Here is a 13,343-nt window from a genome sequence, read left to right on the forward strand (position 1 = left end):
AAGCGAGCCTGGCTCAGTAGGCGATGCCGGCGAACAGCATGACTCCGCTCCGAGGGCTGAAGGTCTGGAGGCCGTAGACACCTTCCACCTCCACCCAGATACGACGTCCGGCCCGCGCCCCCAAGCGGAGCTCGCTCAGCTCCTCGTTCCCGCGAATGGTCCACCCGTGCATGCCATCCATGTGTCCCACCAGGCTCAGGCGAGGGGACAGCCACTTCCCCTTATAGGCGGCAGTGGCCGAATACATCAGCACGTCGGACTGCTCGAACCGGGGGTCATGCGTTCCGTTGATGCCCACCCCAGTCTCCCCTGAGAGGAAGTACGGGCCGTGCTTCAGCCGCCCTCCCAACAGGGCGAAGAAATCCGTGCGATCGCGCTCGAGTCCCACCTCGTTGTCGGTGGTCGGCAGGCGGGTGCCGAAACGCAGCATTGCTGCCGCTTCCCGGTCCGGCGGCGTCAGCAGGACCATGGTCGAAACCCGTATGTCACCGGCGTCCCGCCTCCGCTTACCGGTGCTCTCCCGGGCTCCACCGAACGGGTCGGCAAAGACCTCCTGATCCTCGAAGATCCGGAGTGCGGTGCCCGCGAGCTCTACCGCCACCCGCCCGCTTCGCACCGCGACGGAAAAATCTCCCAGCTCCCACAGCTCTCCTTCAGTGCCGGCAAGGGAAGCTCGCTGGTGCTCGAACAGCGAGGCACCGATCCGTGACGTCACCGTTCGATGATCGTCGAACAGGTTCCATTCCATCGGGTGGATCGGTCGGAGCTGGGCTCGAGCGACGGTCGCGGAGCAGAGCAGTAGGAGGCCGGCGCCTGCCAGCTGCCGCATCAGGCTGCGATGCATTTTCCGCTAATCGGATTCGGGTCGTCCGGCTGCGTGACGCTCAGTGAGTTCGGGCGGGGGCCGCGCTCCTCCAGCGGTCGAGCGACGCCAGCACTCCCTCTGCACGGGTGAGCGTCGAATCTGAATAACCCAGCGCACGCTTCAGCGCTACATCCCGCTGGAGCGGGTTCCGCTGGCGCTCGATCCGCCAGGACTGCCGAGGTCCGATCCGCCCCACGTAGTAGAGGGCACTGCTCGGTACGGGAAAGTCGCTACCGTGGAGCGTTCGGGCCTCGAACAGGCGGTCGCGAGCCAGGCGCGGAAGGTATGGAAAACGGCTCGGGTTCGCCATTCCCGAGTTGTCCAGCCACAGGTGCGGATAGCGCTCGAGCATCGACCGGACAATACCGAGCTGGTTGGGGTCGTGCAGGAAGACAACCGGCGTTCCCGAATGGGCGCAGATCACGGGAACGCCAGCCTCCAGCGGAGCCTCGAGCAATCGAACGTCCTTCAGCTGCGGGTCGACTTCACGGAACGTCGTCTCTCCGCCGCCGGAATGGACCAGCAAGGGCAGGCGGGCATCGGCCATGCGCTGGTAGAACGCGCCCAGCCGCGGGGAAGAAGGATCGATCCCCTGTGTGGCTGGGAGCCACTTGATCAGCGTCGCACCGCCCTCGATGCATTCGTCCAGCCGTTCAAGGGCATCCGCACGGAAAGGATTGACCGAAGGGCCCGGGAGCAGAGCGTCGGGATGCCGGCGACAGGCCTGGAAGACCCATGAGGGAGGCACCACGAGCTGCGATCGCACGGAATCGAACCTTCCGGCTGCGTCGTAGACCCCGTCGAAGCCCAGCACCACCGCGCGGTCCAGCTCGCTTCCGCGGACCATGTCCGCGACGCGATCTACCCACTCCTCGTCGCTCGAATCCTTCGACTGGGCCGCGGACATGCCGTGCCACCAGCGCAGCAGACGGTAGGTGTAGCGGCGCTCGAAGGCGGGCGAGATCCAGCAGCCCGAGCCCGCCGCACCCGTCCCCGCCAGGTGGACGTGGACGTCGATGCGGAGGGGCGGGCTCATGCGGCGGTGCGCGGCGCCGAATTCTGTCGCCTCAGCCACTCGAGGATTCGTCCGCGGGCGATGGGTGACATCGGGGTGGAGAGATGGGTCTCGCCGGGCAGCACGAGCACTTCTGCCGTGGGAAGCGCTCGCGCCAGCGTCTCGGCCTGCTCGCGAGGGACCAGCCGATCACGCGCCCCGTAGACGAGAAGGGTCGGCACCTCGGTGGCGCGGGCTGCAGCCGGGAGATCGAGCCGATCCAGCATCCGGTTGAGGACCTGGACGTAGCCGAACGCTCCTGGACCCGGCGCGTCCTCGAGCCGCAGGGGAAACGCGCCCCGACGGAAGGGTCCGAACGACGGGATCAACCCCGTCAAGCCGAACCAGGACCGCTCGCGCCAGATGGTGCGAAGCATGGGAGCTCCGACCTCTCGCAGAATCGCCGCCCGTGAAAGCTCTACCCGCAGCGGCGCCGCTACCAACACGGCTGAGGTCAGTGCCGAACCCAATCGGGGCAGCGCATGCAACAACAGTGACCCGCCCAAGCTGATGCCGATCGCGTGCAGCGGCCGCTCCCGGACCTGCTTCCCCCAGGCGCGAAGCGCAGCGGGGATCATGGTCTCCAGCCCCGCCGTGCTCAGGAGCGCGCTGCTGTGGCGTCCATGCCCGTCAACATCGAAGGTGAAGACCTCGAGGCGGCGCTGCAGCAGCTCCGAAAACAACCGCGTGAGCGAAAAGAGAGCGTCGTTGCCGGCGCCATGGACTACGAGCACACCACCGAGAGGCTCCCCGGCGGGCAGGAGGTGATGCGCCTGGGTCTCGCCGCCGGCCTCGGGCCGCGAATAGAAAAAGGTGCGCCACTCCACGCGGTTGAGATCGCACCACGCGCGGAAGTGCCGTTCGTAGGGGAGCTCGCTCACCCTTTGTCAGCCCCTCGTTCGGCCAGGACGGCCGCCCGTGCCCGCAGCTCGCGCTCGGCTGTCTCACCCTGGATCTGCCCGGGAGCGGCGAGCTTCGGGGCGAGATCGCCAGTGATCAGGCGCGCACTGCGCTGCCAGGTCAGATAAGCCCAGGCCCATTGTAACAGGACCAGCACGCGGTTGCGGAACCCGATGAGAAAGACGATGTGGACAAAGAGCCATGCGAGCCATGCGATCAGGCCCGACAGCTTGCGACCGCCGATGACGGCTACGGCGGCTGCCCGTCCGATCGTCGCCATCATCCCCTTGTCCTTGTAGCGGAATTCCAGCCGCGGCTGGTCCCGCATGGTCCGGAGGATGTTCTCGGCAGCGGTGCGCGCCTGCTGCATCGCCACCTGAGCCACGCCGGGAAGCGGCTCGCCAGTCTGATGGGAGAAGTTCGCCAGGTCCCCGATGACGAAGACCTCCGGGTGACCCGGGATCGACAGATCCGGCTCCACGAACACCCGACCCATGCGATCGGTGGGGACCCCCAGCTTGTGCCCCAGCGGCGAAGCCTTGACGCCCGCTCCCCACACGACGGTCCGGGTCTCGATCCGCTCGTCCCCGACCCATACGCCCTCGAAATCGATGTTCGTCACCATCGCATTGAGCCGCACCTCCACCCCGAGCCGCTCGAGTTGCTCCTTCGCTTTCTGCGACAGCTCGTCAGGATAGGCGGGGAGAAGCCGCGGGCCTCCCTCGAGCAGCACCACGCGAGCCTGGGTGGGATCGATGCGTCGGAAGTCGCGGGCCAGGGTGTGTCGCGCGAGCTCGGCGAAGGCGCCCGCCATCTCTACGCCCGTCGCGCCGCCCCCGATGACCACGAAGGTCAGCAGCGCGGCGCGGCGCTGCGGATCCGGCTCCTGCTCCGCGGCTTCGAAGGCGAGCAGGAAGCGACGCCGGATCTCCGTAGCATCGTCCACCGCCTTCAGTCCCGGCGCGGTCCGCGCCCATTCGTCGTGCCCGAAGTACTGGTCGACCGAGCCGGTGGCCAGGATGAGATAGTCGTACGACTTGGTTCTCCCGTCCTCCACCCGGATCAGGCGATTCTCTGTGTCGATATCGGTCACCTCGGCCAGCAGGACCTCGGTGTTCCGTTGCTTGTGCAGGATCTGGCGAATCGGTGCGGCGATGTCCGCCGGCGATAGGGCCGCGGTAGCCACCTGGTAGAGCAGAGGCTGGAAGAGGTGGTAGTTCCGACGGTCGATGACGGTGACCTGAACCGGCGCGTTGCGCAGAGCACGCGCCGCGTACAATCCCCCGAAACCGCCTCCGACGATCACTACACGCGGGCGGTCAGCGTTCATCTATGGTCTCCCGTGCGAGGCTCAAAACAAATGGGTGTCGCAAGGGCAACGCCATCACCACCTCCCCGCACGCACAAAAAAAGCGGCCGGCGCGCGCCGACCGCTTACACTCCACCGGCGTCGCCGGCAGTTTTCACACCGGGACCGGGAGCAGGTTCCTGAAGGAATGCCGCGCCCGGTTGAGCCGGCTCTTCACGGTGCCCACCGGGATCCCGATGGCTTCCGCGATCTCCTCGTAGGAGAGGTCATCCACCTCCCGCATGACGAACGGAATACGGTGGTGCTCCTCCATCCGCTCGATGGCGGTCCCGATCGCCTCTCGCAGCTCGGATCGGTAGGTCTCCTGTTCCGGATCCGCCTGCGAGGATTCGAACTCGATGGGCCGCGTAGGAGCCCCCGAGGCGGACTGCTCCGGACGCAACTCGGAGAAGGCGGTTTCGCGCCGCCGCGACCGGTTGCGGAACTCGTTCTTCAGGAGGTTGTTCGCGATCGTGTGGATCCAGGTCGAGAACTTACGGCCCGGGTCGTAGCTGTCGCGGGCCCGGTGAATCCGCAGAAACGTGTCCTGAGTGAGGTCCTCAACACGTTCCTCGTCGCTGAGCCGCTTGCGCAGGAAGCCCTGGATCCGGGGTTCGTAACGCTCCATCAGGAGCTGAAAACCGTTCTCGTCCCCGTCCGTGTAGCGCTGGAATAGCTGCTCGTCGGTCAGCTCCTCGAGGCTGGACGGCCGCGCGGCGGGAGGCACGGCCCGCAGCGGTCGCGACCGCGCGCCATGCGAGCGGTCGGACAGCGGGAGAACAGCCCCCGGACGACGGCCACGAGTGAGAGGCTCCATGGACGAAAGATAACCGGGAAACCCTATTCTGTCGAGGGATGTGGAGGGAAGAAGGCCGACGGAAAATGCACCTGTGAAAACGGCTTTACTGTGTTCAGCCGGCTCCTCACGAAACGGACGGTTCCCGCTGATTCCTGAGGGCCTGCTGGCCGCTCCGCAAGCGGGCGCCGCCGCTCACGGGCTCAGTTCGGGCGGGCGCGAGTTGGAGGCTGAAGCAGCCCGCCCCCGCTGCGCAGGTTCAGCAGGAAGAAGAGCACCGACGCGAGACCGAGCTGCAGGTAGAAGGTGAGGAATCGCCAACCCGCGGTGGCGAGTCCAATCACTCGCGTGGGAAGCAGCGCGCTGTAGATCAAGTAGAAAGCGGCTTCCGCTCCGCCAGCCGCGCCCGGAGTGGGGATCATCGCCATCAGCGTGAAGACCACCCACTGCAGCAACCAGAAGAGCACCGGCTCCACGGGATAGCCGAGATATGCCACCAGGGCGGTTATCACCGAGTAGCGGGCGGTCCACTGCACCGCCGTCAGGGAGAGGCTGAGAGCGAACCACCACCTCCCCCGCACGGCGATCAGCCGGAAGACCTCCCGCGCGTCCGCCCAGGTGCTGCGCAGCTTCCTCCGCGTGCGGGCAAGGAACTGGATGCCCCATTGACGCGTGCGCTCCCCGAGGCCGCCGGTCAGGACCATTCGCACGGACAGCCAGCTGAACAGCGCGATAGCCGCCCCGGTGCCGAGCGCGATGAAGGCATCGTTTCCCAACTGTTCGGCCACCAGCCGGAAGATGGGCAGATTCCATGATTCGGTGAGGATCACCGCAAGGGGCAGGGAGATCGCGAAGAAGATCGCGTCCTCGATGATCGGGTAGGTGGTCAACGACGCGGCGGTTCCGGGGGTGACCCCCCGCTGCACCAGCATCCCCCACTTGAAAAAGCCACCGCCCACCGCGGTGGGGCTGATCGCCGAGCCCAGGTCGACCGCCAGTGTCATCTGTAGGCAGTCCCGGAAGGAAAGGCGGTGGCCGAGAAAGCGAGCCCAGATGAGCAGCCGCAGCGTGTTCGTCACCCAGGGGAAGAGGCCTAGCGCGATCGCGAGATAGAGATAGGTACGGGGAAGGTCGGGTAGCGCCGTGAGTAGCTCGCGGTCGGTGACCAGAAGCGAAAAGGCGACATTGCCCAGCACCCCGATGGGGATGAGGACGAGGGTGGTGCGAAAGAGCCGGTTCAGCCCGCGCAGCGGAGGTTGCTCGCTAGCGGCCGCGACGCCGCTCTTCGCGCCGACGCTCGGATCCTCCCTCATCCTTCGACGCCGGTGCCGGTGCGATGGGCTATCGCCCGCTCGCGGAGCAGTCGTTCGTAACTGCTCACCAGGTCACGGTTGATCGTGTGCCAGTCACGGCCGGAGGCGCTCCTCCGCGCCGCCTCGCCCATGCTCCTGCGCAGCGTTCGATCGCGCAGGAGTCTCTCCAGCCGGTCGCTGATGCCGACGATATCGTTGGCCGGTGCGACATAGCCGTTCTCTCCGTCCCGCACGAGGTCCTGCGGCCCCCCGCGGTCGACCACCACCGCGGGCACTCCCGACGCGAGAGCCTCGAGGACCACGTTGCCCAGGGTCTCGGTGGTGGAGGGGAAGACGAAGACGTCGGCTGAGGCATACCATCGCGCCAGCTCGGCGCCGGTCTGCTGTCCCGCGAAGGTCGCGTCGGGGAGCGCCGCCTCGAGCTCCTCGCGCATGGGGCCATCGCCCACCAGCGCCAGGTGGAAGGGTACGCCCCTCGCGCGCAGCTCGCGTTCGATGCCGACAAGGTCCGCCAGGTCCTTCTCCTTTACCAGTCGGCTCACCAGTAAAAGGAGCGGCAGCGAGTCATCCACACCGAGCTTGCCGCGAAGCTCCTGATCCCGGTGCCGGGGGTTGTAAGCGTCGAGATCGATCCCCCGGGACCAGAGCTCGACGGGGCCAATCCCCTGTTCGCGCAGCTCCCGGGCAACCGTCTCCGTGGGGGCATAGATCCGATCCGAGCGGTGGTAGAACCAGCGCAGCGCCGCCCAGCCGAAGCGTTCAAGCGGGCGGACACGGTAATAGCGAAAGTAGGAGACGAAATCCGTGTGGAAGCTCGCAACCGACGGAATCGCGCTACGACGAGCATAGCGCTGCGCCCAGATGGCCATGGGTGTCGGGCTGACCACGTGTACGATCTCGGGGTCGAACTCCTCCAGGGCACTCTCCAGGGCGCGGCCGCCCGGGCGGCTCACGCGGTAGTCCGGGTAGGGAGGAAACCGGAGGTAGGGGACCACAAAAACCCGATCCTGCCACGGGACCTGGGCAGGAGGGCGGAAGGGTGAGATGACGCGAAAGTCGATTCGGTCGAGCAGGAGGGTGTCGAAGAGGCGCGCGAGCGTGCGTGACACCCCGTCGACTAACGGATACAGGCTTTCTGTGAAGTAGACGACCCTCATGCGACCGGCTGCGCAGCGACCCCTCCCGTGGACCGTCTCCTCCCGGGGACGTCCGTTGAGGGTCGGGAATCTACGCCCGGCCCGCGAGGCGCGACAGCGGACCCGACTTCGCTCTCAGGGCCCGCCGCCGAGCTGCGCCTCCATCAGGTTCTCGATCTCGCGGCGATAGCGACGCCTCCGGCGCCAGTTGTCGAGGAGCAGTGCGGCCACCGCCACCCCTCCCAGAATCACCGGGGCCCACCAGGGCGAGTCTTCCAGACGCTCCTTCGAGCGCAGCACGTACAGAAAGAGGAACAGGATCAGGAAGAGCAGGATCAGCGCCGCCTCCATCAGCACGATGGGATCGCTTCGTTTCCGACGCGACGAGCCTACCGTCATAGGAACTCCTGACATGAGAGACGGCGCGGACGGGATGCCCGTTCCGCGCCGTTCATTGATTCGCTACTCCCTCGCTCCGGCAGAGGAACGGGCCGGCGACTCCGCCGGCCTTTCTCCGGGGGTGCAAGATTCTCGCCCTTACCGGCTTACGAACCGGAACGCCTTCCAGCGGTGGTCCGGCGCCAGGATGGCGCCCACCACCGCACCCACGCCGGCGCCGATGAGGCCAGCGCCAATGCTCAGCCCCGCCGAAGCCTGGCCGATGGTATAGTCGGTCGACTTCGCCACGAAGGGACCTGCCACCGCTCCGGACCCGGCGCCCAGGTAGGCGCCCCAGAGCGCTCCCCGCCACGCCGAGTGCTTGCGCGACTTGCCCAGATCGACCCACAGGACCTCGACGTCGGTGTACGGGACTCGGGCCGACTGCGTGGCCGCGCTCACATACGAGCTCTGGAAGGCGTCGCCGCTGGGACGGAAGACGAAGCTTTCGCGGTCGGCGGAGACGAGGCTGCCTTCGACCGGCTGGGTCTCGCCCGGGAACTGCACGCGCAGCTGGCTTCCCGGCGGGAAATCGATGGGAGCCTGCGATGAGAGGGGGACGGCTGCAAGCATCAACAGCGCTACAGCGAGCACGACTCGAGACATGGAGGCCTCCTGGAGGTGAACCGACGTGATATCCCCGGTCGCGATGGCGAACGGGTTGCCGCGCTGGAATCGCGCGCTAGCGGGCCCATGCCACCGGAGCAGGGAAATGCCCGGTAGTCGCAATGGGCTGGCTTGTGGTCGGGATCTGTGCCGCGAGGTGAGTACGGCTCAGGCCAGGAGCGTGCCCTTCGGGGACGAGTCAGCTAAGTGGTTGAACTGTCAGCAGGTCGGTGGAAACGCAGGGATTTTGAGAAGGGAAAGACGACCAGCGAACTGAGAGGTTTGTTGGATTCTGCAATGGCGCGTGGGGAGGAGATTGCCCGTGTGGGGCAGGAAAGTGTCCGACCCCGGGCTGGAGGGGATCTGGGGGAGGCTTTGCCCCAGACAGGAGCGAGAGTGTCAGAGCGGGCGCTCGAAGATGCGATAGCGCTTGTAGGGGCGTGCGCCCATCCGTTCCAGAGGAAGCACCATGTCCAGGTTGTCCTCCAGGATCCAGGACGCCTCGCCGTGGTCATAGCCGCGGGCGGTGCCGTTGAGCCAGCAGTGGAGGTAGAGGGCGGCGCCCAGGCCGCTGTGTTGGTAGCCTGGCTTGAAGCCGAGCGTAATTACACGAATCCCGCGGATCTTTCGCTTGTGCCAGAGGAAGCGGAACAGCCCGAAGGGGAAGAGACGGCCGTCAGGCAGCTTCTTCAGGGCATGGTTGATGTTCGGGATCGCGAGCGAGAAACCCACTGGTTCGCCTCTGACCTCCGCGATGAGGCAGAGCGAGGGATCGACGATCGGCCTGAACTCCTTGGCCAGGTGCTCGAATTCGGCGTCGGTCATGGGCACGAAGCCCCAGTTCCGCGACCAAGCGGAATTGTAGATGTCCTTGATGACGTCGACTTCGTGTCTGAACCGCGAGAGATCCAGCTGCCGGATGACAGCGCCCATTCGCTGCACCACGCGGTCCATCCCGCGCACCAGCCGCTCGGGCGGATTGGGATCGTCGAGCCAGAAGGCGACCAGATCCTTCGCCTTGACCAGCCCGGCGCCCTCCAGCAGGGCACCGTAGTACGGCGGGTTGTGGGACATCATCGCCATCGGGGGGGTGTCGAACCCCTCGATGAGCACGCCCGGCGAAGAGATCTCCTCGTTGGTGGAGAAATTCATGGGGCCGCGCATGCTGGTCATTCCGCGCCGTTGAAGCCAGTCAGCAGCGGCCTCCAGGAGAGCCCGGGCAACGTCCGGATCCTCGATCGACTCGAAGAGGCCGAAGAAGCCCGTCCGATCAGCGTGGTACTCGTTGTGGCCGTGGTTCACGATGGCCGCAATGCGGCCAACAGGATGGCCGGAGCGCTCGGCCAGGAAGTAGGCTACGTCCGCGTGATGGTGGAAGGGGTGCTTGGAGCGATCCAGGGCGGTGCGGACGGACATCCGCAGTGGCGGCACCCAGAGGGGATCGCTGCCGTTGATCTGCCAGGCCAGATCGATGAAGGCATCCAGCGGGCGCCCGTCCGAGATCTCCTTGACCTGGAGAACCGCGGAGGGCGCTGTGTACGTCCGGGAAGTCAACGGCGGGGCCGACGGCTCACGGGGTCCCCAGCTTGGAGCGCACCAGCGTGAAGGCGTCGAGCACCTGGTCGAGCTGCTCCCGCGTGTGCGTCGCCATGACCGACGTGCGCAGCCGGCAGGAGTTCTCCGGCACGGCCGGGGGAAGGACAGGGTTGGTGAAGACGCCCGCGTCGAACAGCGCCCGCCAGAAGGCAAAGGTGCGCTCCATGTCACCGGTGACGACCGGGATGATGGGGGTCTCCGAGCTGACCGTGTCGAAGCCCAACTCCTGGAGACCCGAGCGGAGGTAATCGGCGTTCTCCCACAGGCGCACGCGCCGCTCGGGCTCGCGCTCGATCACATCCAGGCAGGCCAGCACCGTGGCCACGGCCGAGGGAGGCATGCTGGCGCTGAAGATGAGCGACCGCGCGTGGTGCTTGAGGTAGTGGATGACGTCCTCCGACGCAGCCGCCGCCCCGCCGATGGAGGCGAAGGACTTGGAGAAGGTGGCCATCACCAGGTCCACCTGTCCTTCCAGGCCGAAGTGCTGCGCCGTACCACCACCCTTTTCGCCAAGCACTCCGATCGCGTGGGCGTCGTCCACCATCAACCGGGCGCCATATTCGCGCACCAGGGCCAGCACACTCGGCAACTCGACGATGTTCCCCTCCATCGAGAAGACGCCGTCGGTCACCACCAACACCCCGCCGGGGGCATCCCAGTGCTTTTCGAGGAGGCGGCGAAGACCGGTCAGGCTGCCGTGGGAATAGCGGACCATCTCACCGCCCGACAGGAGGGCGGCGTCGAAGAGGCTGGCGTGATTGAGTCGGTCCTGGATGATGACGCTGCCGCGACCGGCGAGGGCCGCTATCAACCCCAGGTTGGTCTGGTACCCGGTGCTGAAGACCAGCGCCGCTGGCTGACCCATGAACGCGGCGAGCCGCGCCTCCAGCTCCTCGTGCATGTCGAGGGTGCCATTGAGGAAGCGGCTTCCGGTACAGCCGGTGCCGTAGCGGTGAAGCGCCTGCTGAGCCTTCTCGAGGACGTATGGATGATGGGTCAGCCCCAGGTAGTTGTTGGAGCCGACCATGATCTTCCGCTCGCCGCGAATGACCACTTCCGTGTCGAACGATTCCTCGATCGGCTGGAAGTAGGGGTAGACGCCACGGGCGATCGCCTCGCGGGCGGCGGTGAAACGGCGGCACTTCTCAAAGAGGTCGGTGCTACGCTGCACCTCGGCTTTCGCCTGCGCTGTTCCCATCTATAGCCATCCTCGGCGTGTATACCAGCGAACAGTCTGGGAGATACCCTCGCGCAACGGCGTCGCCTGCTCAGGCGGAAGAACCGCTTCCGAACCGGTCAGGTCGCAGACCCACGCGGATGCGAGCATCTCTTCGGCCTTCTCCCGGTTGAACGGGGCTGCCCGGCCCGCGAGCGAACCCGCCGCCTGGCTGATACCCGCCGCGAGCCGCACCAACGGCGCAGCCAGCGGAATTTGGAGCGGCTTCCGATTCATCACGGAGGCAATGGTGCCCACCACCTCCGACCAGCGATGAACCCCGGGGCTCGCGACCGCATACGTACCCGGCGGAGCGTCTGCGGCTCCTTCCAGCGCCCGCGCGAGATCGGCCACGTAGATCAGGTGTAGCCGGTTCTCGCCGTTCTTCGGAATGGGCGCCAGACGCAGGGCTATAAGCCGAAAATACGGCAGCAGCGCCCGATCGCCCGGGCCATACACGGCCGGAGCCCGCATCACCACCACCTCCACACCGCGTCCCGCTAGGCTCCGGACAATCTCCTCGCCAGCCAGCTTCGTCCTGCCGTACGTCGTCAGCGGCTGCGGAGATTCCTCGTTGTGACGAACCCCGTCCGGCGGCGCCGGACCGCACGCGGCGTATGAGCTCAGATATACCAGCCGAGCCGGCATAGGATCCGCCTCGACCAGCGCATCGACCAGAGTTCGCGTGCCGTCGACGTTCGCGCGATGATACCCCTCCTCGTCGCGAGCGGCAGTTACGGCGGCGAGGTGGAATACCACGTCGACCTCACCGCACGCGCGACGGAGCAACTCTCGGTCCGACAGCTCGCCCGTCCAGAGTCGGACACCGTGCTCCCGCAGAGCACGCGTGTCGCTCGTGGGCCGCACGAGCGCGTGCAACTCCCAGCCACGATCCGCCAGTCGATCCACGAGATGGCCACCGACAAACCCCGTGGCCCCGGTAATCAGTGCACGGCGTCTCATGGATGGCTACGAAAATGGGGGAGCCAGAGCAGAAGCGCAACGTCCTCGCGAAGATAGGACAATGCGATAGGACTTGAGAAAGCGGCGGTTATCAATGTTCATCAGAGGATGAACGGCAGGTCACATCGAGGCCGGGGATCACTCCTGCGTCCAGGTTCGCCCCGCCTCGAAAAGCGTGCGCAACGCGCGCTCATCCCTCGCTGCCACCGCGCGACGCATTCGGCCGATCGCGGCCTCGAATGCCGCCAGCGCGGCATCCAGCGGTTCGGCATTGTCGAGGCATATGGCGCTCCACATTTCCGCGGAGCTACCGGCCAGTCGGGTCATATCGCGTCCGCCCGGTCCCAGCTCGCGCCGGAAATGACCGGATCCGGCGAGCGCCAACGCCAGGCTGGTGGCCGCAACCTGGGGGAGGTGGCTCGTCCAGGCCATTCGCCGGTCATGGGTGTCGGCATCCATGACCTCGGGAAGGGCCCCGACCAGCTCCCACAGCTCCCGCACCCGCTCGAGCGCCGCAGCGGAGCTCTGCCGGGTGGGACAGAGAAAGACGCGTTGCCAGGCGTACAGGTCACGGTGCGAGGCTCCCCAGCCGGAGCGGTGGCCGCCCGTAAGGGGATGCGAGCCGACGAAGCGCTCGGCGATGCCGTTTTGCTCCGCCCAGGTGACGATCGAGCGCTTCGTGCTTCCGACGTCAGTGATCACGCAGTCGGGGTCGAGGTGTGGGAGCACCCGTTCAATGGAGGCGGCCGCCCGGTCCACTGGCACTGCCACGACCAGCAGATCGACGTCCCGGAAGCCCTCCTCGCCCCCGCACAGGAACGCCTCGAGCACGTTGGAGGCACGTGCCTCTTCCACCGTGGCGGGGTCCGCGTCGCAGCCGCGCACGAGAACCCCGCGGGAAGCGAGCTCGCGAGCCAGCGAGCCGCCCATCAACCCCAGCCCGATGATTCCAACTGGACCTCGCCACGGTGCGCCGGCCATGGTCAGGCGACGGCGGCGAGGGGAGTGGAGACGAGCTCGCGGCCGGCGGCCTGAGCGAAGGGGGCGAGGCGTCGCATGAGGTCGGTGAAGGAGTCGATGGTGAGCGACTGGTCCCCGTCGGAGAGGGCGCT

The 13,343-nt window shown here is 66.7% G+C and carries 13 protein-coding genes; all 13 read right to left on the reverse strand.

The window, feature by feature from the left end; genetic code table 11:
* Positions 1-13: 13 nt before the first annotated feature.
* The 13 genes from VF167_01385 to VF167_01445 all read right to left on the reverse strand — a co-directional run bounded on the left by VF167_01385 (position 14) and on the right by VF167_01445 (position 13,212).
* A complete protein-coding gene (locus tag VF167_01385) occupies positions 14-844 on the reverse strand; it encodes a hypothetical protein (GenBank protein ID HEX6924054.1) in 831 nt (276 codons plus the stop codon).
* Between the two features lie 40 nt (positions 845-884).
* Positions 885-1,901, reverse strand: coding sequence for an amidohydrolase family protein (locus VF167_01390; GenBank protein ID HEX6924055.1), 1,017 nt, complete (start codon positions 1,899-1,901; stop codon positions 885-887).
* Complete coding sequence (locus VF167_01395; GenBank protein ID HEX6924056.1) at positions 1,898-2,800, reverse strand: alpha/beta fold hydrolase; 903 nt, start codon at positions 2,798-2,800, stop codon at positions 1,898-1,900. The genes VF167_01390 and VF167_01395 overlap by 4 nt, the downstream gene beginning before the upstream one ends.
* Entirely contained in the window at positions 2,797-4,149 is a 1,353-nt protein-coding gene (locus tag VF167_01400) for an NAD(P)/FAD-dependent oxidoreductase (GenBank protein HEX6924057.1), read from the reverse strand. Before VF167_01400 ends, VF167_01395 begins: the two co-directional genes overlap by 4 nt.
* Positions 4,150-4,282: 133 nt before the next feature.
* The gene (locus VF167_01405) at positions 4,283-4,984 is read right to left on the reverse strand and encodes a sigma-70 family RNA polymerase sigma factor (protein HEX6924058.1); all 702 of its coding nucleotides are present in this window, start codon (positions 4,982-4,984) and stop codon (positions 4,283-4,285) included.
* 182 nt (positions 4,985-5,166) lie between these two features.
* Positions 5,167-6,276 (reverse strand): flippase-like domain-containing protein, encoded by a 1,110-nt coding sequence (locus tag VF167_01410; GenBank protein HEX6924059.1) that lies wholly within the window; start codon positions 6,274-6,276, stop codon positions 5,167-5,169.
* On the reverse strand, positions 6,273-7,433 hold the full coding sequence (locus VF167_01415; GenBank protein HEX6924060.1) for a glycosyltransferase family 1 protein: 1,161 nt from the start codon (positions 7,431-7,433) through the stop codon (positions 6,273-6,275). Before VF167_01415 ends, VF167_01410 begins: the two co-directional genes overlap by 4 nt.
* 114 nt (positions 7,434-7,547) lie before the next feature.
* On the reverse strand, positions 7,548-7,811 hold the full coding sequence (locus VF167_01420; GenBank protein HEX6924061.1) for a hypothetical protein: 264 nt from the start codon (positions 7,809-7,811) through the stop codon (positions 7,548-7,550).
* Positions 7,812-7,949: 138 nt separating this feature from the next.
* Positions 7,950-8,456, reverse strand: a complete 507-nt coding sequence (locus VF167_01425; protein HEX6924062.1) for a hypothetical protein — start codon at positions 8,454-8,456, stop codon at positions 7,950-7,952.
* Between the two features lie 399 nt (positions 8,457-8,855).
* Positions 8,856-10,010, reverse strand: coding sequence for a hypothetical protein (locus VF167_01430; GenBank protein ID HEX6924063.1), 1,155 nt, complete (start codon positions 10,008-10,010; stop codon positions 8,856-8,858).
* Between the two features lie 16 nt (positions 10,011-10,026).
* On the reverse strand, positions 10,027-11,250 hold the full coding sequence (locus VF167_01435; protein HEX6924064.1) for an aminotransferase class I/II-fold pyridoxal phosphate-dependent enzyme: 1,224 nt from the start codon (positions 11,248-11,250) through the stop codon (positions 10,027-10,029).
* A complete protein-coding gene (locus tag VF167_01440; GenBank protein ID HEX6924065.1) occupies positions 11,251-12,231 on the reverse strand; it encodes an NAD-dependent epimerase/dehydratase family protein in 981 nt (326 codons plus the stop codon).
* A 138-nt stretch (positions 12,232-12,369) separates the two neighbouring features.
* The gene (locus VF167_01445; protein ID HEX6924066.1) at positions 12,370-13,212 is read right to left on the reverse strand and encodes a prephenate dehydrogenase; all 843 of its coding nucleotides are present in this window, start codon (positions 13,210-13,212) and stop codon (positions 12,370-12,372) included.
* Positions 13,213-13,343: the final 131 nt, after the last annotated feature.

The organism is Longimicrobiaceae bacterium (assembly GCA_036375715.1).
GTDB lineage: Bacteria > Gemmatimonadota > Gemmatimonadetes > Longimicrobiales > Longimicrobiaceae > DASVBS01.